The 22,417-nt window shown below is 39.7% G+C and carries 22 protein-coding genes and 1 pseudogene; 9 read left to right on the forward strand and 14 right to left on the reverse strand.

What is annotated here, in order from left to right; all coding sequences use genetic code 11:
* Positions 1 to 105: 105 nt before the first annotated feature.
* Positions 106 to 321 carry a helix-turn-helix transcriptional regulator gene (locus tag JWQ54_RS15710; protein ID WP_299586481.1) on the reverse strand — a complete coding sequence of 72 codons (216 nt, stop codon included), beginning with the start codon at positions 319 to 321 and terminating at the stop codon, positions 106 to 108.
* 331 nt (positions 322 to 652) lie between these two features.
* On the opposite strand from JWQ54_RS15710, the gene JWQ54_RS15715 reads away from it, so the two are divergent.
* From JWQ54_RS15715 to JWQ54_RS15725, 3 genes are all read left to right on the forward strand, one after another.
* Entirely contained in the window at positions 653 to 889 is a 237-nt protein-coding gene (locus JWQ54_RS15715; RefSeq protein WP_299586483.1) for a hypothetical protein, read from the forward strand.
* Between the two features lie 368 nt (positions 890 to 1,257).
* Positions 1,258 to 2,082: a hypothetical protein gene (locus JWQ54_RS15720; protein WP_299586485.1), complete on the forward strand. Its 825-nt coding sequence runs from the start codon at positions 1,258 to 1,260 to the stop codon at positions 2,080 to 2,082.
* Between the two features lie 2 nt (positions 2,083 to 2,084).
* A complete protein-coding gene (locus JWQ54_RS15725) occupies positions 2,085 to 3,176 on the forward strand; it encodes a hypothetical protein (protein WP_299586487.1) in 1,092 nt (363 codons plus the stop codon).
* Positions 3,177 to 3,189: 13 nt separating this feature from the next.
* On the opposite strand, the gene JWQ54_RS15730 is transcribed toward JWQ54_RS15725, so the two are convergent.
* The 3 genes from JWQ54_RS15730 to JWQ54_RS15740 all read right to left on the reverse strand — a co-directional run bounded on the left by JWQ54_RS15730 (position 3,190) and on the right by JWQ54_RS15740 (position 4,563).
* A complete protein-coding gene (locus JWQ54_RS15730; protein ID WP_299586489.1) occupies positions 3,190 to 3,486 on the reverse strand; it encodes a hypothetical protein in 297 nt (98 codons plus the stop codon).
* A 118-nt stretch (positions 3,487 to 3,604) separates the two neighbouring features.
* Positions 3,605 to 4,099 (reverse strand): hypothetical protein, encoded by a 495-nt coding sequence (locus tag JWQ54_RS15735; protein WP_299586492.1) that lies wholly within the window; start codon positions 4,097 to 4,099, stop codon positions 3,605 to 3,607.
* Positions 4,100 to 4,110: 11 nt separating this feature from the next.
* Positions 4,111 to 4,563 carry a helix-turn-helix transcriptional regulator gene (locus tag JWQ54_RS15740; RefSeq protein ID WP_299586596.1) on the reverse strand — a complete coding sequence of 151 codons (453 nt, stop codon included), beginning with the start codon at positions 4,561 to 4,563 and terminating at the stop codon, positions 4,111 to 4,113.
* Here JWQ54_RS15740 and JWQ54_RS15745 point away from each other — a divergent pair.
* The 3 genes and pseudogenes from JWQ54_RS15745 to JWQ54_RS15755 all read left to right on the forward strand — a co-directional run.
* Positions 4,563 to 5,051: pseudogene (locus tag JWQ54_RS15745) on the forward strand (ATP-binding protein); the annotation flags it as partial. The gene JWQ54_RS15740 and the pseudogene JWQ54_RS15745 overlap by 1 nt on opposite strands.
* Positions 5,052 to 5,116: 65 nt before the next feature.
* A complete protein-coding gene (locus JWQ54_RS15750) occupies positions 5,117 to 7,054 on the forward strand; it encodes an ATP-binding protein (RefSeq protein WP_299586495.1) in 1,938 nt (645 codons plus the stop codon).
* Between the two features lie 236 nt (positions 7,055 to 7,290).
* Positions 7,291 to 7,704 (forward strand): response regulator, encoded by a 414-nt coding sequence (locus JWQ54_RS15755; protein WP_299586497.1) that lies wholly within the window; start codon positions 7,291 to 7,293, stop codon positions 7,702 to 7,704.
* A gap of 88 nt (positions 7,705 to 7,792) precedes the next feature.
* Here JWQ54_RS15755 and JWQ54_RS15760 read toward each other — a convergent pair whose 3' ends face one another.
* Complete coding sequence (locus JWQ54_RS15760) at positions 7,793 to 7,993, reverse strand: hypothetical protein (protein WP_299586499.1); 201 nt, start codon at positions 7,991 to 7,993, stop codon at positions 7,793 to 7,795.
* Between the two features lie 92 nt (positions 7,994 to 8,085).
* On the opposite strand from JWQ54_RS15760, the gene JWQ54_RS15765 reads away from it, so the two are divergent.
* Entirely contained in the window at positions 8,086 to 8,466 is a 381-nt protein-coding gene (locus tag JWQ54_RS15765) for a response regulator (RefSeq protein ID WP_299586501.1), read from the forward strand.
* Between the two features lie 124 nt (positions 8,467 to 8,590).
* On the opposite strand, the gene JWQ54_RS15770 is transcribed toward JWQ54_RS15765, so the two are convergent.
* The gene (locus JWQ54_RS15770) at positions 8,591 to 11,509 is read right to left on the reverse strand and encodes an outer membrane beta-barrel protein (RefSeq protein ID WP_299586503.1); all 2,919 of its coding nucleotides are present in this window, start codon (positions 11,507 to 11,509) and stop codon (positions 8,591 to 8,593) included.
* Positions 11,510 to 11,691: 182 nt separating this feature from the next.
* Positions 11,692 to 12,606, reverse strand: coding sequence for a hypothetical protein (locus JWQ54_RS15775; RefSeq protein ID WP_299586505.1), 915 nt, complete (start codon positions 12,604 to 12,606; stop codon positions 11,692 to 11,694).
* Positions 12,607 to 12,821: 215 nt separating this feature from the next.
* Between JWQ54_RS15775 and JWQ54_RS15780 the strand changes: the two genes are divergently transcribed.
* Positions 12,822 to 13,088 carry a hypothetical protein gene (locus JWQ54_RS15780; protein WP_299586508.1) on the forward strand — a complete coding sequence of 89 codons (267 nt, stop codon included), beginning with the start codon at positions 12,822 to 12,824 and terminating at the stop codon, positions 13,086 to 13,088.
* A gap of 157 nt (positions 13,089 to 13,245) precedes the next feature.
* Here the strand turns inward: JWQ54_RS15780 and JWQ54_RS15785 are convergent, their stop codons facing one another.
* Positions 13,246 to 15,852: a zinc-dependent metalloprotease gene (locus JWQ54_RS15785; protein ID WP_299586510.1), complete on the reverse strand. Its 2,607-nt coding sequence runs from the start codon at positions 15,850 to 15,852 to the stop codon at positions 13,246 to 13,248.
* 185 nt (positions 15,853 to 16,037) lie between these two features.
* On the reverse strand, positions 16,038 to 17,279 hold the full coding sequence (locus tag JWQ54_RS15790; RefSeq protein WP_299586512.1) for an aspartyl protease family protein: 1,242 nt from the start codon (positions 17,277 to 17,279) through the stop codon (positions 16,038 to 16,040).
* Positions 17,280 to 17,332: 53 nt separating this feature from the next.
* Between JWQ54_RS15790 and JWQ54_RS15795 the strand changes: the two genes are divergently transcribed.
* Positions 17,333 to 18,658 (forward strand): D-alanyl-D-alanine carboxypeptidase, encoded by a 1,326-nt coding sequence (locus JWQ54_RS15795; RefSeq protein ID WP_299586514.1) that lies wholly within the window; start codon positions 17,333 to 17,335, stop codon positions 18,656 to 18,658.
* 44 nt (positions 18,659 to 18,702) lie between these two features.
* On the opposite strand, the gene JWQ54_RS15800 is transcribed toward JWQ54_RS15795, so the two are convergent.
* From JWQ54_RS15800 to JWQ54_RS15820, 5 genes are all read right to left on the reverse strand, one after another.
* On the reverse strand, positions 18,703 to 19,701 hold the full coding sequence (locus tag JWQ54_RS15800; protein WP_299586515.1) for a YihY/virulence factor BrkB family protein: 999 nt from the start codon (positions 19,699 to 19,701) through the stop codon (positions 18,703 to 18,705).
* Positions 19,702 to 19,795: 94 nt separating this feature from the next.
* Positions 19,796 to 20,476, reverse strand: coding sequence for a M15 family metallopeptidase (locus JWQ54_RS15805; protein ID WP_299586518.1), 681 nt, complete (start codon positions 20,474 to 20,476; stop codon positions 19,796 to 19,798).
* A 2-nt stretch (positions 20,477 to 20,478) separates the two neighbouring features.
* On the reverse strand, positions 20,479 to 21,705 hold the full coding sequence (locus tag JWQ54_RS15810) for an alanine dehydrogenase (protein WP_299586521.1): 1,227 nt from the start codon (positions 21,703 to 21,705) through the stop codon (positions 20,479 to 20,481).
* Between the two features lie 50 nt (positions 21,706 to 21,755).
* Entirely contained in the window at positions 21,756 to 22,187 is a 432-nt protein-coding gene (tsaE, locus tag JWQ54_RS15815) for a tRNA (adenosine(37)-N6)-threonylcarbamoyltransferase complex ATPase subunit type 1 TsaE (RefSeq protein ID WP_299586524.1), read from the reverse strand.
* The gene (locus JWQ54_RS15820) at positions 22,178 to 22,312 is read right to left on the reverse strand and encodes a hypothetical protein (protein ID WP_299586527.1); all 135 of its coding nucleotides are present in this window, start codon (positions 22,310 to 22,312) and stop codon (positions 22,178 to 22,180) included. The genes tsaE and JWQ54_RS15820 overlap by 10 nt, the downstream gene beginning before the upstream one ends.
* Positions 22,313 to 22,417: the final 105 nt, after the last annotated feature.

The following is a 22,417-nucleotide window of genomic DNA, read 5'->3' on the forward strand; positions in this document are numbered from 1 at the left end:
TTCGAAACGTCAGCACGCTGGCGTTTTTTTTATTGATGTTACATGGAGGTCGTTGAGGTAATAATCGGCAATGTCCTACGGGGGAATGTTTCTTTTTGCCCTATGTCATATTTTAACCAATTCCTCAATTGCAATGCCTAAACCTTCTGCAATTTCGGTCAGATAAAAATAAGACGGATTGATATTCCCAGCTTCGAGCCGTTGGATTGACTGCTGATCCTTGCCAATCGCATGGGCAAGTTGCACCTGCGTCATACCCTTGCGCTGTCGCAATAGCTGTATGTTCTGCCCTAACCGTATTAGTAATGCTCCCTTGTCCATTGGAAACATAAAAGAATAGTTAAATATTTATAATTAATACAACGAATATGTTGTATTTAATAAAACTCTTTTGTAGGTTTGATCAAACACTAGTACCAAATCACATAAACAAATTATGAGCATGCAAAAACACCTCACCGGGCTGTATCTCGCCCTCATCTGCACAGTTATCATAACTGCACCAGGATGTAAAAAAGATAGCAAAGGATCAAGTACCTCAAATTCATCAGCACTCTTTAGCGGTGCGTGGAAAATGAGCACATTTGAGGTCTTAGACGGCGGCGGCACCTGGCATCAAACAGCACCACCAAGCCTCTTAGCCGACCAAGCATTGATCTTCAAGTCCGATGGCACCTACGAAGCCACGTCCGGAGGAACCCACAGCTACAACGGAACATGGAGTACATTCAATGATGGCAAAAGTATTACTATCACGTCCACCACCTACGATATTACTACCCTCACGTCGGATAGTATGGTATTGACCAATAGTCATGAATCATTTGCGTATTCGGTAAATGGCGTCGCCTCAACATACTATGGCGAGCGTGACACGTATACGCATTAAATCCTAACATACTGCAACCAAGACTGTGTGCAGTAAATAAAAAGGGGCCGGGGAAATTCTCCGCACGGTAGTGTGTCACCGATGGAAAGACAATAATCGCCGGAGGGACACACTACCTTGCTAGCATTCTATGACACGAAGGTTCTTTCCGTTATTACGAGGTTGTTTGTACAACCGTAGGGTGAGGTTTATAACACTCACTAACTACTTTCATTTGTTTGCATAGATTCCGTTAGATCAGTTAATAGGACAGAATCACTAATCAGATGAACAGTAGAATACAACTCAAATCGCCCGTTTGAAATATACAGGTTCAATGCACAAGCTCTAAACCGTTTTCCGCTAATGCCCGCAATCAGATACTATTAATGCACTTATCTTCTCACGCTACTATCAAACGCCGCCAGGACACGTTTTACGTTGATTTACTAAGAAATGGTAATGAAACCGGACTGGAGCATTTTTACAACAGACTATTCCGCAGTTTTTCATATAAAGCTCGCAAAAGGGTTAAAGATGATTTGGCAAGCACTGCCATTGCTCAAGAGGCATTTTTGCGGCTCTGGATGGTTCGCGATAAGATGGAAGATACTACAAAGGTGATGGCTTTTCTCAAGGCTCAAATTAATGAAGGATGCCAAGCGTTTTATAGTAAACGGTCTGCACGATTTCATCGCGACCTTATAAAATTAGATGGCATAGACGATTACCAAAATTTTTTGGGTGGGTATAACCCGGAAGAAGAAACGGACGATGCTGATAGTATTGCTCAGCAAAATTTTGAGGAGCAAAACCGCGCCAAACTAAAAAGCATAAAAAAATTCCTGCCAAACCTCACGCAAAACGAACAGCTGTTTATTCAGCTCTGCTTGAGGTATTCGTTTGGCTTTGAAAAGATTGCGCTTCATTTAGGAGGGATTTCAGATGTTGAAGTGTATCGGAAAGTACAGAAAACACTTGAAAACTTAAAAAACGCCGTCGTCAATTCAGATAAGTTAAACAACTTAGAAACAACGAACAGTTTCATTTACCAAGGCGATTTGAGTGAAGAACAAGCTTGTATCTTCCGCTTGAGATACGAACTAAAAATGAGCTTCGAGGAAATTTCAGCGGAGTTACGCTTATCGCAGGCCTATGTCCAGACAGTCTTTGTTGAGGCTTGCTCAATGGCAAAGAAAATCAAATCCAACTAACCATGGAGAAAAAAACGATTGTCCTAACCAGGAAAATCCGGCTACGAATTAACACGACCGATGCGGAATTCAAGAAAGAATGCTTAAAGCGCATGTATGGATGGCAAACTGCTTGTTTTCGGGCTGCAAACTTTATTTTCTCCCATCATTACTTGCAGGATCAAATAAAAGAGCTTTTTTATATAACCGACAACGTGAAAGTAAAATTAGCTGATATTACAACTGATGCGGATGGCATTTTAACAACGTCCAAAGAAAACACCACCTATCAGTTGTTATCACGGTATTTTAAGGGTGATATTCCAATGAATATTCTTTCACCATTGAATCACACGTTAGTATCACTCTACAACCAAGAGCGAAAGGCTTATTGGAATGGCGAAAAATCCTTGCGCAACTACAAGCGGAACATTCCCATACCATTTAACAGTCAAGTCTTAAAATTAAGTGCTTCAGAGGGGAAGAACTTTAAATTTACCCTGTTTAAAATTCCCTTTGAGACCTTTTTAGGGCAGGATAAGTCCGATAGAAGAAGTGTGTTGTTAAAAGTAATGGGCGGTAGTATGAAAATTGGCACCTCACAACTGCAATTGGAAAAAAACAAGACGTTCCTGATACTCTCCGTGCATTTTGACAAAGAACAACATGAACTTGATATATCGGTTATAGCCGAAGCGTCTCTGTCGCTCGAATATCCCATTGCTGTTAAAATTGGCAGCGCCAATTTCCTAATTGGCAACAAGGAAGAATTTCTTCATAGGAGGATTGCATTGCAAGCCGCCCGAAGAAGATTGCAGCAGGGCGCGGCATTCAACAAGTCCGGACATGGCCGAAAACGGAAATTAAAACCAGTTATAAATTATGACAATCACGAGAAAAAATACGTGCATTATAAGCTGCACGTGTATAGCAAAAAACTAATTGATATTTGCATTAAGCATCAAGCGGCTACGCTGTTACTTGTCAATCAGGAACAAAAAGAGGAAATTGCCAAGGAGGATTCATTCCTCTTGCGTAATTGGAGCTATTACGGATTGAAAGAAAAGATCACGTATAAAGCAAACAAAGCAGGAATAACCGTCATTTCAGAATAATGCATTATCCGAGTTACCGGACACTTTTCCCAGGCAGCGGTTGCAGCAGATGTAATAATTGACGCTCGTTGAGAAATTTAACCAGTTCGCTGAGCCAGTTGTAGTCAAACCCGTCCAACTCGACCAGTTCCATTGGTTCTATCAAAGTAACTTCATGGAGGGTCTTAAATCCCATGGTCTTGCACTGGCGGTTAAATTCCTTACCCAGCCCAAGTTTTTTAATGGGCATATACATGACATCTTCTTTGGTTGCTGCTTTATGTGTCAGGCCCAAGAACTTTTCCCAATAAGACCGGTTTAGAAACTTCATTATTAAGTGTTTGCTATGAAATCATACATAAATATAGCAATGATTTATTCAAATAACATCTAAACTTTCGAGAATTCGTCCCAATATAAAAGCCGCCCTTAAAAAGGCAGCTTGCTTGTTACGCCACCGCCAACAACTTCTTTTGTTGCGGTGAGCGTTTGTACTTGATTTGTTTGAACGTGTGGTACTTGTTTCGTTCTTCGACATACTCGAACATTTCGGAGCAGCTTTTGATAAACCAGTCGGTTTTGACGCTGGCCTCGATGTCGATAGCGGTACTTTCCTGAGCGGTTTCTTTGTAGAGAGCCCGCAAAAAGCTTGACGTGATGACACCGAGCAGGGGCGTCTTGTCGACGTGTTCAATGCCGAAATGAATGGTCATGGTCGCTTCGGGGGAACATTCCAGCCGAAGATACAGGAGCGGTGTAAGTAACTCATGAATGACGGTATTGGGCTTTTTGCTTCGCTCCATCCGTTCCAAGGCATAACGCAATTCCGTTTGCTCAATGGAGGCAAGGAGCTGCTTAGTGTGTTTCAAGATACGGCCATAGGCCTGGTGTACCGCCGTGTTATATAACGCCGCGGTATCAATCTGTGTCGCTGGTACTTTCATGTTATGTGGTTTTAGATTGTAACAAATTCAGGGAGCGAGTCCCACAGGGCCGTGATAAGTAGATGCGTGACCGCAGGCGGGCAATGATGTTTCAGCTCCCATGCCCTGATGGTTGACGCGTGCACAGAGAAGACTTCGCCGCACTGCTCATAGGACAGGCCCAGGCAATTGCGCACTTGTTTCAATTTTCCTGCAATACTCTTTGTTTCGTGGATGAACGGATAATAGCCGAGGAAGGTGATGAGGCGGGGATAATGCTGTACTTGCGGTATGGCTCTGCCATTTTCCCAATAGGTGACACTATCCTCTGACACGCCAATTATGGCGGCTACTTCTTTTTGCAAAAGATTCGTCTCAATGCGTCTTTTTTTGATATGTTCGCCAAGCGTTTGTGGATTCGCATTGTATGGCTTCAGTGACGGTTTTTTTACTATTTTCGCGTAAGGAAGAAAGGTCAACGCCACCCTGTCCATGCGGATACTTTAACCACCCGGAGAAGGATTGTATTTGTCCGCCGGGCATGGTGCAAAAATACCTGAGCAAAATTTCAGGCCCGCTGCTTGACAGGATCGACCTGCATGTGGAGGTAACCCCGGTTAACTTTACCGAACTGGCATCAGACCGCCTTGCCGAAAAAAGTGAGTTCATCCGCGACAGGGTAATTAAGGCCCGCGATGTTCAAGCCGAACGTTTCGGTAACAAACCCGACCTGCATGCCAACGCACAGATGAGCCCTCAAATGGTGCGTGACATCTGTAAAATAACCGCCGCCGGCCAGGCATTGCTCAAAAAAGCCATGGAAAAATTAGGGTTATCCGCAAGGGCTTATGACCGGATCTTAAAAGTATCCCGCACTATTGCTGACCTTGCAGGCAGCGAGGAAATAGAATTGGAGCATTTAGCCGAAGCGATAAATTTCAGGAGTTTGGATAGAGAGGGCTGGGCAGGGTAGATAAATGATAGAAATTCAGTTCGTATACTTTAATTCCTTAAGAACCATTTTTTATAAACCTATTTATGATAAAAATATTTTTTTTAGAAGGATACGCGGGATTACGATTGCAAAACAATGAGCCAATTGAATTTAAGAAGGGAATTAATCTAATTATTGGTAAGAATGGAAGTGGCAAATCAAACTTAGCATGGTTATTAAAATTTATTTTCAATACAAATAATCAACCCAACAAAAGGCTTTTTGAAACACCAATTGTTGATGAAATTATAAAACAAACGGTTGAAAATTACGAAAATCGCAGAAATGGAGATTCGCCTCAAAATGCGTACTTTTTCAATAAAATAATTCCAAGTGATTTTAATGCAGTACCATTTTGCAAATTTCTATTTGAAGAAGCACCTGGGAATATTTCTTTTAATTATAACGGTGAATTAGAGTTAGAAGATTTTCTCAAAAACATGAAAGAAATAAGATTTTCATCCGGCCTTATTTCTATTGCTCCATCCCGTTACTTACAAACTGTTGACATCGAGGCAAAAATCCAATTAGATAACAATGATATAAGAATTAACGAAGGACTTACTCTTTTCGATAAAGTGCACGACTCACCAAATCCTATTGTAAATTCAATTGTTAGTTCATTCAATACTTTCTTCGAAAAACGACTCAAACAATTTGTAAAAAAAGATCCGGAGTTATTAAAAGAACTAGAAGATCTTAAAAACGCCATCATTATTCAATATAATAATTTTTTTGACCAAACCAACAAGAGGATACAAATCACCCTTGATCCCAAACTATTTAATGGCCGGGCTTTGGTTCTTACAGAAGGTGACAACGTTATTGAATTTGAAAGTTTGAGCGATGGAGAAAAGAATCTTTTTAATTTAATCATCAATCTTGCAACAGCAAGAACGAATAAACCAGTTCTAATATACTTTGATGAACCGGAACTTTTTATGCATGATGATATGATAAGAACAATGATTAAAGAAATTTATGCTTTATCACATGATTTGCCAGACGCTTGTATTGTAATTTCCACTCATTCAAGTGTTTTAATAGAAACATTAGCAGAAATTGAAAAAGAAAAACTGAATTTAATTACTATAACCGATAAACAGATTTCTAATTCAAATGAAGATGTCGAATTCATAAATGTATTGCACAATAATGGAGTTAAATTTAGTCCGCTGTATCTCTCTAAAAGGCCCAATTTATTTATAGAAAACAGCCCACAAACTGGACAAGTACACCAAAAATTCTATTCGGATTTTTTCAGTGTTGTAAAATCGCCCAATATAATCCCGATTGGAAGTAGTGGGCAAGTAAAAACCTATAAACAATATGCTTCCATTATTGAACAAATTGTAAAAACGCAACCCGGTAGCAAAACATTTGGAATCTTAGATGGAGATATGTTTGTAGTTACAGAACTTAAATTGTATTTGAATGAAGAAAGTCAATTATCGATTATAATAAATAAATTAAAATCGTTTATTAAATTTTATATATACCCATCTAATTTTCAAGATAAAAAGACTTGTTATTTTAATTGTTGGGAAATCGAAAATTTATACCTGTTGAAAGATATTATTCCCTATTGGAAAGACAATGCTAATCATCCATTAACGCATACTAAATATCTAAGTATCATTAAACTCAATAAGGAACGAATAATCAATAGCTGGTATAAAACTTATAAAAGAAGCATTATCAAACCACTATATTTTGATAATGAGTCTTCTGAAACTTTAAAAAGCACATTTGAAAAAATGATTGATCCTTTAATTAAACTTGAAGAAAACAATGATAAAATAAGGCAAAAATTAGATGATTTTTTTGAGGGAATAATTAGTGAAGACCTTTTAAATTGGTTACCTGGAAAAGAAGTTTATAACGAATTAAAAACTAATTATTCACTGGATACTACTTTAATACCATTTGATTCTTTACCCATCACCCCCCAAATTAGAGCAATCATCGAACTACAATCATAATAATTTCTTCTCTCTACTATTTTGATAGGCTCATTTCTAAAAAATGTACTTTTTTCTAATCACTTATCTTCCTGTTAGCATCATTTAACTACAAAAAATTTGGCTGTTAGCAAGCTTTTAAACTTCGCAATAACTTGTCATTTCGGGGGGAAGGTGTTAATTTATTGACTTTCAGTCAATTATTGGAACGCATTTTGCAAGTTATTCATTTCCTAATCCACTTAAATATTACGGAGATGATTAACTTTCTAATGATAGACGATAATCCAATAGAGCATCTTATTATGCAAAAGATGCTTAATAAATTTCATTTGTTCCCTGTTGCTTCACATAGTTTAGATGCCCGGTTAAGCATGGATCTTTTTGAACGGAGTTATTTAACACCGGATTTATTGCCTGATGTTGTTTTCCTTGATCTGAATATGCCGGGCTTTAGCGGCTGGGATTTTCTGGATAGCTTTGAACGGATCTATAAACGAATAAAAAAAACTATTGACATCTACATTATTTCTTCCTCGATAGATCCTAAAGACAGGCTGCTCCCTGAAAAATATGCTTTTGTAAAAGCTTGTTTATGTAAGCCGGTAAAAATGGAAACCTTGCTTAACCTGCACAGTTTATACCAGTCCATAAAGCGGGACGCCGGTTAATGTTAAGAGTCAGGAATCAAGACTTGAGATTAGATAGTTTACTGTACAATCAATCCTACCAGATCATTTGATAAAGCAAATCCTGTTATTATATTTTCGGGAACTGTTGTCGTGAATTAACAATGTTTGAGTGTTTAAAATTCACATTATAAGCCTCACTATCAAAGCCTTTAACATTAAAGTCAGGGAATTTATTTACCAATAATACATCATTTATTTTTAACATAAATCTATCGGCTACCAGGTTATTATTAAATACAAACAGTTTGCTTATCCATTTAAAAGCCATCAAAACATAACTTATTTATAAATTTAATATATTACTAAGAAAATACTTGCTTTTATTGATAGTTATCTATAGCTTCACATATCACTAAGCCCATGGATAACCGCGAAAAAAGGATTATTATTTTTGATGATGACGAAGACATACTTGCTATCTGTAGTTTTATATTAGAGGAACAAGGGTGGAATGTAAGTGCTTTTGCGGATTGCAATAATATAATTGAAAAAGTTTCGAATATTATGCCGGATGTGATCCTGATGGATAATTGGATCCCTGATGATGGCGGAATTATCGCAACTCAAAAGCTTAAACAAAACGAAAGCCTGAAAAACATTCCCATTATTTATTTTTCGGCTAACAGTGATATTGAATCCCTGGCAACACATGCCGGCGCCGAAAGCTACCTGGCCAAACCTTTTGACCTGGAAGAACTTGAACGCGTTATTAATGCTGTGCTGATTCCAGCGGGTAAATAAAAAGAGAGACGAAGAGTCGGGAATTGGTTCCTGGCATATTCTTTTTATCTTAATTCCTGGTTCTTACGTCCATATCCTATACAAAAAAGTTTCCCTGGTTAACAGGAAAGCTTTCTTATATCTTTTACTGGGGGCCATCACCTGGTCCGCCACCCGGAGGACGGCCACCACCATCTCCACCCCTTCTAAATCCACGCGAAGCAGGATCGCCCTGCATAGGTGATTTACCCGCAAATTTTTGCAACCGCAGTGTAAATGTAGCCAGGTAATAGCGCGACAGCTTATTTGTTTGTGTTTGTGTAATAGCACTGGCAGTAGTGGTTGATGTATAAGCTGTATTTTCGTTAAACAAATCAAAGGCCGATAAACGAATAGTTCCGCGGTGATCCTTCAAAAACCTTCGCTCAACATACATATTTAAAATATTAGGATTGGTTATGTTAATGTTGGAGGCATAGCCATAGTTAATCGACCTGCTAAAATCGTAACTAACCGTCCAGTCGCCAAAGTAACTTTTGCCGTTCACACCGGTATTCCAGGTCCTTACATCTGATGTACCGTTTGTGAAATTATTTTGTACTGTATTATTTGTTCTGTTTATAGCATAATTTGTAAGGATCTGCGCGTCAATATGGTTTGTGATATCAACCCTGAATGCTACTCCTGGTGTAAACTGCAGGTTTTTAGCGATATTCTTTTGCATATTTTCCTTAAACGTAACCGAATCTACATCAGTTAGAAAACCAATATTGTTATTATATGACAGGATCCCGCTAAAAGTTAATGTGTATTTACGATTGTCCCAGGGTTTTGAATAGGTTACACGGCTGTTAATAGTATAATAGCCATCTGCATTCAAATATTTGGTTAATATGGTATTCCCGAACCTTTTATCCGGCGGATAATTTGACGGGTACGTAATAGTATTGGTTACCACCTGGTTTTGAATAGTTGAAGCGTTCAGGTTGATAAAAAACACATCGCCGGTAGCAAAGCTAAAGTTGTTATACCGTATAGAAAAGTTATTGGTGAACTGAGGCTTCAGATCCGGATTACCTTGGGTAGGGTAAGCGGCATTTGAAAAATCAACAACGGGCTGCAACTGTGAAAAGCTCGGCTGACTGCTTGATCCATTATAATTTAAACTGAAGTTTTTGCTTCTTGAAAAGTTATAAACAAACCTTGCCGATGGAATTACATTAAAGGTTGACTCATGTGTTGTAATACCCGTTATCAGTGCTGTTCCATCTAAAACAGATGGTTGTACGCCAACACCCAGGGTGTAATTGTATTTTTTCTCAATAAAACGATAGTTTAAGCCAACCTTGTTTGTTGTAAAATTATAATTGTAACGTATGCTTAATGCGCTGTCACTTCTGAAAAGATAGTCTGCAGTGTCATATAACGTATCTGTTTGCTTGTTGTTATTGGTGTTGGTACGGTTAAAGGCATAATTTAACTCCAGGTACGAACGCTTGCCCAACGGCTCAAGATAAGAGAAATTTACGCCATAGCTAGTTGTATGGCTATCGGTATTTATAATTTGGTTTGCGGGTGCTGTTGGCAAAGTGGTAAAATCATATATGGGGTTCTGAAACGCATTGCTTTTACCTGCGCTCACTGTTGCATTCACACTTAAGTTACGGCGATGTTTAAACTTGTGATTATATAAAGCTATAAAGCCATAAGTTGGAGCCTGCGAATTGCCGGTTGTAGCTGCAGTATACGCCGATGTCGTTGTGTTATTTCTTGAAAAAACGGAACTTTCAGATTCATTTGTATTTACACCTGCGTATGAAAACGTTGGCGTAACTTTTAAATAATTTATGGTATCCGGCTTATATTCCATGTTCCAGGTAAAACGATGGTTGGTGTTCCGGTCGGTTTCGTTAGTAGCTTGTTTTTGAAGCGTTGGCCTTGCTGGCGATGTGTTCTGCTGAAAGTTACTGGTGATGGTATTTACAGTATTATCTGCAAAGCTGTAGCTGCCATAAACAGAAAGCTTTTTCCCCCATTGATCGCGAAAGTTTGCGCCTAAAGAATGCGCAGTGGTAGTACCCAGCTGCGAAGTAGTAAGGCTTCCCGTATTTCCACCGCCGCCCCTGCCCGCGTTTCCGCGACCACCGCCACCGCCAAAACCGCCGCCGCCACCGCCAGCCGGAGTGCCAAAAGAAAAGGTATTTACGTTGGTATTATTAATACTCCCCAAAACAGCAATCTGCTGATCTCCGTTAAATTTAAAAGTGTTTACGGAGCCAATATAACGGTTCTTATCAGGAACACCCTGGTCTTTAGGCAATACATCTTCCCCGTCACCAACTGTCGCCTGGCCGAAATAGCCGTAGTTTTTATCCTTGCGGATGGTGATGTTCATGATCTTGTCAGGCTCACCGGCTTTAACGCCTGTAAGGTTGGCCTGATCTCCATAATCATCAATCATCTGGATATTCTCAATCAGGTCAGCCGGAATATTCTTTGTAGCACTTTGAACGTCGCCACCCATAAAATCCTTCCCGTTTATGCGTACTTTGGTAACCTGCTTACCCTGTGTAGTAACATTGCCATTAACATCCACATCTACGCCCGGAAGTTTTTTGATCAGGTCTTCGGCAGGGGCATTTTCGCGCACTTTATAGGCGCTTGCCTGGTATTGAACAGTATCTTCCTTTAATGTTATCGGTACAACACCCACAATGGTAACCTCATCCAGCATTCTTGATTCTGTTTTTAAAATGATGTAGCCTAAATCAGAGGGATTACCGGAATTATCCAACGTGTAATGCCTTCTTAGTGCCTGGTAACCAATGGATGTTATAGTTATTGTTAGTTTAGTGCCTTTTATATTGTTAAAAGTAAATTTCCCTTTTACATCGGCAATAGATACGGTACTGTCGCCTTTATCAGATATTAGTTTAATGTTGGCTGATGGAACTGATAATTTTGTTGAATCAATAACGGTTCCGTGCACCTCCCGCCCGGTTTGAGCAAAGGAATAAGTAATTGTAAAAAAAATAATTGTTGCTGCAAATAGTAAAGGTTTCATTTTAATTTAATGTATATCAGGGGTTAATAACATCTTTAAAGACACTAATCAGGCGCAAATGTTCAATTAAAAATCGCCAAATAGCTAATAATCATATCATTGTTACATACAACAGAAAAAGCCCCCTGACAACCAGAGAGCTTTTTATATTTAAGAGAATATGAAGTATTTAAGTATAAAACTTAGTTTGACAAATGCAACGCTGCAGCTACTTCGCTAAAGTTTTTAACATTAAGATGTGGATTGGCTGCATTTAATATAGTAATTGCTGTTCCGGGAATTACAACTACCCTAAAATCAATCCCGCTTGTTTGGGTGAAGTTAGCTTTAAGGTCAATATATCCTACACCATAATCATTGAATGTAATAGTGTTATTACCTTCAGAATATGGTAAAGCATACCATCCCGAGGTTGAGCCTGTATTGCGGAGGTAAACTAAAACAGTTCCTGAGTCTACTATGGTTTGTGTAATTGCAGGCACAGAAAATTTGGTTAAACCGGCTAGTACAACACCTTTATTTACCAATACAAAATTTTGGACATCAGCATTTCCGGGATCACCCTTGTCTCCCTTATCACCTTTAGGTCCCTGAGCGCCTGTGGCACCGGTTGCTCCTTTGGGGCCTGCGGCACCGGTAGCGCCTGTTGCGCCCGTGGCTCCTTTAGGTCCTGCTGCACCGGTAGCTCCGGTTGCCCCTGTTGCACCCTGTGCACCAGCAGCTCCTGTTGCGCCAATTGGCCCCTGCGAACCTATTGGCCCTTGTGCTCCCGCAGCACCTGTTGCGCCGGTTGCACCTGTTGCTCCCTGTGCGCCAGTAGCTCCTGTTGCGCCTTGTGCACCAGTGGCACCGGTTGCTCCATTTGCGCCTGCAGCTCCGGTATCGCCTTTATCCCCTTTTGGTCCTTGCGGGCCTACTGGTCCACCTGCTGGTCCTGCCGGCCCTTGTGGCCCGGCAGCACCATTTGCGCCGGTTGCACCTTGTTCGCCTGTAGCACCGGCCGGCCCGGCTGGTCCCGCCGTTTTATCTTTTTTGCATGCAGAGATGCTAAAAAGACATATAAATAAAATTGGGAGTAAAAGTCTAAATGGTTTCATATTCAAGTATAATAATTGTTTTTTAATGTCCACTTTCTACGTAACTATTTTCAAATTAGTTACAATTGTTGTTTTATGAACAAAAATTGCTTACAATCTTATTAAATTAAGCAGTTATAGTTTGCACTCCATCACCCAACAAATGTTTAAAAGTAATATAATATTGAGGTAACAATGTGGCATGGTTTTCGTTTAAGATTAATAAACATTAACCTATGGCTAATATTAATGGTTCCCTGCACTCAAAAGTGCATAACTGGATCGACGCGATCGGTTTTCGGCTCAATGGGTCGCAAACCAACGAAAATAATGTCACAACCAATCATTATTTTTTTGAAACTTTCAACTTTTTTGAAAGAGCTAAGAATAATGATGTGAAAAATTCAAAATTTTTATGTTTTGACGCCTATGGCGAGTCAATAAATGTAAAATCGCTTCTTGATCTGCAAACGGCTTTTTTTGAAAACATCAGTCAGTTATAGTGATTAGAGACTCGGGATCAGAGATTAGTCAGGAGATTATTTTACTTACATATTACGCTTACCCAAGCAACCAAATAAAAAACCCCGGTCTGTTTTATAGGACGGGGTTTCTTTTTAGTATACAGTTTATTTTTTTAAAACTCAGCTCTCCAGCAATTCAATAATTTTCCAAATCACTTTTTGCCGGCAAATCGTCAGTTAAACTACGACCGCCTGCTGCAGCAGGTAAGTTCACAACCGGCCTTGTCGGGTTTAAAGCTTCTTTTATCCGCTGATGCAGGTCAATATAATGAGCTGTTGTAATTACATCGCCGCCTTTGGGCAATTTTGCATCAATTGTTTTTAGTTCAGCACGAACCATTGGCCTTAAATCAGACAGTGCCATGTTTATAGGTGTTAAGCCATAGTCAGCCAAAGCTGCAGCCGGCACACCGGGAATTCCTTTGAAATCATCATTTAACAGATTCTTTAAGTTCTCAATATAGCCACGCTGCAGGTTACGTTTAAATGCATCAGGCCTGCCAGGAGTAAAGATCCCGCCCCGTAAATCGGTAAATAGCTCTGCTACGCTGTATGCATTACTTCCGTTCCTTGTTTCATTATCATACATACGTGATAGCCTTGAAGGCGAAAGCACATTGCCTAATGTATTAACCTGTACACTTTTAATCCGGTTAAGCATTACACCGTTATCAAATTTGCCAAGCTCCTGGCTATCTATCAGCCATAACGGCGTTGTAAATAATTCTTTGTTAAAAAACATTACCGCATCACGCTGAAGATTTTTGGCAACAAAGCCATAAACCGGGCCTTTTTGGTCATAAGTTTTAAAGTTTTCGTTCAAACCGCCAATGTTTGTTGTTACATGGCCCATGTAACGGTAAAACTGGGTTAAAACCTCGCCATAAATTTCCTGCAGGTCATCATACTCTTCACCCGACTGATAGGTCCATTTTTCAATATTTGGTAAAATGCGCTTTAGGTTAGCTATGCCGTAAGTACTGGCTTTCATAGCATTATCACCCAGATCTTCGTTTTGTAAACGCGGATCAATGCTTGTTCCCTGGCGCCCAAAGTAGTACAGCGGGTTACCTGTCTTTTCTTTTGTCCACGCATCCAATATTTCCTTTTCCTGGTGAGGTGACTTTTTACCAGGAAACCAGGTATAGCCCCACTTTATAGCCCACTTGTCATATTCACCAATTTGAGGATATAAATGTGTTACGCCATCGCCGGGCTGTGCAATATAATTAAAGCGGGCATAATCCATAATTGATGGTGCAGTACCATGTTTATCAGTAAATGATTTTGAACGCAATGAATCAACGGGGTAAGCATAGCTTGAACCAAAGTTATGCGGCAGGCCAAGGGTATGACCAATTTCATGCGATGAAACAAAACGGATCAGCTCGCCCATTTGCGGATCTGTAAACTTTGCTTTGCGTGCTTCGGGGTTTACAGCGGCGGTTTGAACAAAATACCAATCGCGCAGTAACTGCATAACATTGTGATACCAGCCTACATGGCTTTCCAATATTTCACCCGTACGCGGATCAGCTACATGCGGTCCATAAGCGTTCTCTACATTTGAAGCAAAGTATCTTACTACGCTGTACCGGGCGTCCTCAGTGCTAAATTCGGGATCTTCTTTTGCAGTTGGTGCTGCCTTGCCAACGATCGCATTTTTAAATCCGGCTGCTTCAAAAGCCTTTTGCCAATCGTTTATCCCTTGAATAAGATACGGCACCCATTTTTTAGGCGTAGCCGGATCAATATAAAAAACTATCTGTTTTTTAGGTTCAACCAATTCTCCCCTGGCATAAGCAGCCTCATCCTTAGGCTCCAGTTTCCAGCGGTGTATGTATGATGTTACCTCAGCCTTTTGTGCATCCGTTCCGTAATCTGTTTGGCGTTGTCCAAAATACCCTACCCTTGTATCCCTCAAACGAACGTCCATTGGTATTTTTGGCAATAATAACATAGAAGTATTTAATTCAAATGTTATGGCGGCGTTGGTATTATCTGTTGGAGATTCAGTAGCACGGTACGTTTTTAATACGCGGGCCTCTGTATTTATAGGGAAGCTTTTTATAGTATCAATAAATGATCTTGAATTATCTAAAGCAGAAATTTTATAGGCTTTCTTCACATCTTCTGTGATCCCGATTGCGGTTATATCGCCGTTATAAAAATCAGACACATCAATTACAACCCCTGTAGTATCCTTATTATAAGCTTTTATATCAAATGATGCCAGCACAACATCAAGGTTTGAGTTTTTTACAGATCTGTACATATCACTTGTACTATCGGCCCTTACTGAATAGCTGGGCACCCTGATAAATATTTGCTTATCATGCCGCTCCCATTTCCATACCTGGTCGTTTGTTTTTTCGCCGCCATATTGCTGGTTTGATACCTGTATGTTAGCAGGGGTTTTAGCCAGGCGGGTAACTACCAGCATTTCACGATTCAATAATGAATCAGGGATCTCGTAATAATACTTACCATCAACTTTATAAGTATTAAAAAGCCCGCTATCAACTTTGGTTTTAGACGGGATAAGGTCTCCGAATTTTTTAATTCCTTCCTTTTTACCGGAGCCTATAGTTGCTGTAGCACTTGATCCTGTAGGGGTGGCTGTGGTTTTAAGAGTTACTGTTTGTCCTGTTGCCTCTTTTTTTGTTTTACAGGAGCCTGCAATTACAGCAATAACAACGGCTGTTATGCATAAATAAGAGTTTGCACGTAATTGTTTAGTCATATATATCAATTTAAATAACCAGGGTTAAAATGTAAACTTATGCAAAATACAAAGCATTTACCAATAGCAACATTTTTATTACACTGTAGCAGTTAAATTCACCCTTTAGGGGGGATAGCGAAAAGTGCTTTAGATATTTAACGATTGCCCTGATGTATGTAAAAGTTCCATTATCAGCAGCTTAATTATATCCGTCGTTTTAAGGTTAATATCACATCGTCCCTGCGATTATCACGATAGATCTCCAGTAAAAGACTACGGTCGGCTTGCGATTTAAATATGCTATCGATCTGCTCAAGGGTCATTTTTACAACAGGCTTTAAGTTTATGGCAAGTATCTCATCATCTTTAGCCAATCCAACTAAATCTCCCGGCGATCCTGGCTCAACCCTGCTTATAATTATACGGCTAAAATTTTCCCCGGCACTATAATATTCCAGGCCGCTCATATCATGCTCAAAAGGCTGCTTAAAGTTCGACCCCTGTTTTAAATACAAGGCGCTATCAGGATAATCAATAATAACGGTAAACCGTTTAAGTATGCCAATACCAAGATTGCCATCGCGCTTTACAGCCAGGGACTTAAATTGTTCGCCTTCCGGAAAAGAAGTTATCACATCCTTTATTTTATATTTTCCAATGTCAAGCTCTTTTACCCTGCTTAAAAAGCCGTTTACCGGCCCGGTTAATCCCACTCCCAAATTGGCTTTTACAAACTTTGCAGGAAGGCCATGTTTTTCAATAGCATTTTCAAGTGATAAAGAGTGCCCGGCGCCAAGGTCAAACACCAGCTTATTATCGGCTTTAACCCCATCAGCGTATGTAACTTTTGTATTTATATATGGTTTCCTGTCTTCAATACTGATTGGAATCTTACTTGCTTTTCTGAAAAGCTTCATGTTTTTTGGCTTTGAAACAGTTAGTGTGCTATCAGAAAAATCTATCTTAACCGCCAGGTTATTAAAAAATTCATATCCCAGCAAACCATGAATTGGAATACCTGCATAATTTGAAAGCCCGAAATGGTCGGTCTTTAATATAGCTGCTGCAACATCATAGCTGGTCAGGCCGCGGATCTGCACATCTAAGGCCGAAGTAACATAGGCTTCAAACGCATCGCCCTCGCCTATTCCTGATATTTTCAAGGTACGTTTACTAACAATATTTATGGAGTCGACTAATTTTGGATCAGTTATCAGCATAAGGCCCACACCTGTATCTAAAATAAAATTGAAGGGACCCTTGCTATTTATATTTAACTGAATAATTATCATATCCCGTATCATTCGGAAAGGGATAGTAGTACGCTTATTATTGCCTTTCAGATCAAAATATTGAGCATTTGCAGCTAAATGACAGCAGCATAACAGCATTAACAGTACAATAACACGTAAGTGTTTTATGGTATGGAATAGTCTAATTAACAAACGTTTATATTTGGTTACTAAATATACGCATTAATCATATAAAATTAGCACCTATGCAACGAAAAGTATACATACTGATAACGGTTATTATTAGCCTGCTTATATCTTTTCATAACGCTGATGCAGGTAAAATAAGAAAAAGAAAAATCAAAAAACTGTTTAAACGTTCGCAAATAATGAATGATCATTTCACCGGGTTCGCGTTGTATGACCTGGATAATAAAAAAATGATATATAAGCTTAATGATGATAAATATTTCGCACCTGCTTCAAATACCAAACTATTTACCTTTTATACCTGTCTTAAAATGCTTGGGGACTCGTTACCAGCATTAAAATATGTAATTCATAACGATTCGCTGATATTTTGGGGAACCGGCGATCCTTCGTTTTTGCACAGCGATTTAAAAGGCACCAACGGTATTAGTTTTTTAAAGAACAGCGGTAAAAAGCTATTTTTTTCTCCGGGTAGTTACACTAACCCGTTTTATGGAACAGGCTGGGCCTGGGACGATTATAATGATTACTACCAGGCCGAAATAACAGAGCTCCCGATTGAGGATAACGTGGCTGTTTTATATGCCGACAAGAATGACACGCTGCAAATAAGGCCTGCTTACCTGAAAAAATATTTAAAATGCGATACGCTTTACCGGCCTGGCAGGTTTATGGTAAAGCGTGATTTTTTGAGTAATACTTTTGTTTATCCTTTTATGCCGCTGCCACTAAATTTCAAACAGGAGATCCCATGGAAAACAAGCGCTGAGTTAACGGCAGACTTATTAATGGATACTTTAAAACAACCAGTAACCATAGTACACCTTCCCCTTGCTGCCGACGCTCAAATTATATATAATGTTAATGCTGACTCTGTTTACAGGCGCATGCTGCTACCCAGCGATAATTTTATTGCCGAACAGCTTTTGCTGGCTTGCTCATCATCAAAATTTCAAACACTTAATACGGATTCTGTTATAAATTATTCAAAGGCTCATTTTTTAAATGATTTGCCTGATACACCGCAATGGGTTGATGGTTCGGGGCTTTCACGATATAACTTATTTACACCCCGAAGTATCATCTCTCTTTTATGCAAAATTTTGGATGAGGTAAAAAACGAAGAACTGGTGCATAGCCTGCTGCCTGCGGGGGGTGCTACAGGCAGCCTTAAAAAGATCTATAAAACAGAAAACGGGCAGCCATTTGTTTGGGCAAAAACAGGATCATTTTCAAATAACTATAATCAAAGCGGCTACCTTGTTACAAAAAAGGGGAAACGCCTGGCCTTTTCATTTATGAACAATAATTTTACCCGCCCCGCTACAGAAATAAGGGACGAAATGGTGCGGATAATTACTTTTATACATGATGAGTGGTGAGTGGTTGATTGAGTTAATTAGGTTGTTGAGAAATCCAAACTTAATCAACTTTTTTCACCCGGCTTCAAAGCACCCTTAAGCGCGGGGTTTTGGGCAGGCAACACGGATACATCTTTTAATACCTCCGTTTGCTGAACGCTTACTGCATAATCTGCAGGTTCAATACGGCAGCCAGTGGCTTCGGCATATACCTGTGTAAACTCGGCGCCTATATATAAAATTGCAGCTGTGTAATAAATCCAGACTAAAATAACAATAATTGAACCCGCCGCGCCATAAGCAGAGCCTTGTGCTGTATATTGAATATATAAACTTATACCATACTGACCCAGCATAAAAAGCAATGCCGTAAAAATTGCCCCCGACCGCACATCTTTCCACCGAATTTTAACATCAGGCAAAAACTTAAATATTATCCCAAATAATGTTGTAATTACAATAAGGGTAATACCCAGGTTTACCCCCTTTAATATTGGGCCTGTTATTGCCGGTAAAAAATGTTCTATTCTTTTACCCAATGCATCTATAATAAAATTTACCAATAAAGATGCTAATAATAAAAAACCTAAACTTATAATTAATGAAAATGAAAGAAACCTGTTTTCGATCAATTTTAGCCAGCCTTTTTGGGGTTTAGACTTTACCCTCCATATAATGTTTAACGAATCCTGGATCTCTATAAAAATGCTGCTTGCACCTATTAATAAAATGACAACTCCAATAATAACTGCCGTGCCTGATTTACCTGATAACTCAAGATGTTTTAATATATCCTGCACCTGGAGGGCGGCCTGTGCACCTATATAGTGAGTAATTTGCGGGTATAAAGCGTTTGTAGCGGCATCATGCCCCCAAACCAGGCCCGCTATAGAGATGATAAGGATAAGTAAAGGTGCTATTGAAAAAATGGTGTAGTAGGCCAGCGAAGCGCTTAATTTTAAGCCATTATCATTAATAAAACCCAAAAACGTTGCTACCAGTACTTTCCAGAATTCTTTAAGATATGCTGCGCTGAAAACTTTCATGCCGGTTTTAAATGCCATTGTAAACTAAAATATTGTTTCACATGTTCAACTATTATCTATAATAATATTTAATAGCTAAAAATGTTTGCAGGCAATTTTTAAATCAACGTTATTAAATTGCAGCGAAAGGAATATCAAGCAGGGGATAGTTTGCCCAACCATTAAAATCATAATGCCACCATTCTGTTGCTATAACCTTAAATCCATGCGCCTGCATCACGCTTTTCAGCAGCTCACGGTTTGCGATCTGCTGTTTGGGCAAATCAGGGTAGTCTGCAGCGGCTTTCCGGCTAAAGCTATCAAAAGCTGTAGGCATATCAAGCTCTTTGCCGGTTTTTAAATCAATAAGGCTAAGGTCAATGGCGCAGCCACGATTGTGCTTGGAGCCCTTACGCGGATCGGCAACAAAATTGGTATCAGGTGTTATCTCGTAAAATTTTGCGGTGATAGTATAGGGGCGATAAGCATCATATATTTTTAAACCAAGACCCTGGGCTTTTAAATCGGTTTCCACATCTTTTAAAGCCATTACAACCGGCAGCCTGGCAAACGCCCTGGCCTGTGGATACATGCGATGATGTGTAAAATTATTAGTGGTGGCATACCTTATGTCCAATACAATTTCAGGGATATATTTTTTAATTTCTACCAGGCGCGAATCGGGGTGCTGCTTAATTTCACTGACATAGCTTTTTAGACCCATAACTTTTGAGCTATCAATATATTTATAATGCTGCCCGAAAACCATATTAATTATCAGCACAAAAGGATTGAGCAGGATGAAGCGCTTCATAATTAACGATGGGAAACTATAAGCAGGTCGAGGTCTTTACAAGGTATGGAAAATCGCTCGCCGATATATTTATTGGTAAGCTGCCCTTTATAAATATAAACAGAATCCCGCATGCCTGATTTTGCCCAGATCAGGTCCTTTAAACTGCCATGATCGCCTATATCCAGCAAAATGGGTGCAAAAATATTAGTAAGCGCATAGGTGGCCGTGCGTGCAACGCGCGATGCTATATTTGGCACGCAGTAATGGATAACATCGTATTTTCTGAAAGTGGGATGCGTGTGGTTAGTTATTTCTGACGTTTCAAAACATCCGCCCTGGTCAATACTTACGTCAATTATAACCGAATTGGGCTTCATGCGGCTAACCGTGGCTTCTGACACTATGCAGGGACTACGACCTGCTTCGGCGCGCATTGCGCCTATGGCAACATCGCAAGTGGTTATGGCTTTTTCTAAAACAATAGGCTGCACTACAGAGGTAAAAACCCGGCTGCCTATATTATTTTGCAGCCTGCGCAATTTATAAATTGAAGGGTCAAAAACTTTTACTTCGGCTCCCAGTGATATAGCAGTACGGGCAGCATATTCGCCCACGGTACCGGCCCCTAATATTACAATTTCGGTTGGCGGCACTCCGGTTATGCCTCCGAGCATTAAGCCTTTGCCATCAAATATATTACTCAGGTACTCCGCAGCTATTAATATAGATGTAGCCCCAACAATTTCGCTCATGGCCCTTACCACGCTTAATGAATTGCCCTCGTCACGTAAATGCTCAAAACAAAGCGCGGTGATCTTTTTGTTGATCAAAGCATTAATGGTTTCAGATTTAAGGGTTGATAACTGCAGCGCCGAGATAAGCGTTTGACCTGGTTTCATCATCTCGATTTCGCCCAACATTGGCGGAGCTATCTTTATGATGATATCAGCCTCATACACCTTTTTGGTGTCGTAAACAATTTGTGCACCTTGCTCGCTGTAATCTTTATCTGAAAAATTGGCGGCCTGTCCGGCATTGCTTTCCAGCATTACCTCGTGGCCGTTATTTATTAATAAAGCAACGGATAAAGGCGTTAAGGGGATCCTGTTCTCCTGGAAGGAGATCTCCTTTGGGATTCCGATATAAAGTTTATTTTTTTTATTCTTAACCTCCAGCATTGATTCCTGGGGTTGCATCAAAGCTTGCTTGGCAATGTCTGAAAACCCACTGTATTTCCCTGAACTCATTATGTTTAATTTCTGGCTGATGAAGTTAAGCAAAAAACGTTTAAGTTAAATTATATTTGCTTAATAATTATCTGCCGGGAATTATCATCAAGCACTTTAATGTTAATACTGATATAATTTGCAGGCAAAAGGTCGGGGATTTTTTCGGGCCATTCAATAAAACAGTAAGCATCTGAATAAAAATATTCTTCGTAGCCCATATCCAGTGCCTCGGTTTGGTTTTTAAGGCGATAAAAATCAAAATGGTAGATCCTGTTTTTTGTGCCGATGTACTCGTTTACTATTGAGAACGTAGGGCTTGTTACAGGCTCGGTTGTGCCCAGGCTTTCGCATAAGGCTTTGATGAGCGTGGTTTTGCCGGCCCCCATATCGCCATAAAAAAGAAAGATCCGTATGCCTCTTGCAAATGAAATTATTTCAGATGCGATGGAAGGAAGTTGGGTAGTGGAATTAGCGGTTAAAAGCATCGGTGTTAGTTCCATTCATCGCGCCATCTTCTTTGAAGAACTACAGCATCTTCTTTGAGTTTTATTGCACCGAAAAGTTTACTCAATCTTACTTTTCTATCTGGCTGTTTACTCTTAGCTTTTTGCGTAATTTGTTTCATTGTAATCTGCTTAAAAATTACCCACTTTGTCATTGCGAGCGATAGCGTGGCAATCTCATCGCAAGCATGTCGGATATGCAAGCTACGAGGTTGCTTCATTCCTCG

Origin of the sequence: Mucilaginibacter sp. (assembly GCF_028288225.1) — a bacterium.
Classification (GTDB): domain Bacteria; phylum Bacteroidota; class Bacteroidia; order Sphingobacteriales; family Sphingobacteriaceae; genus Mucilaginibacter.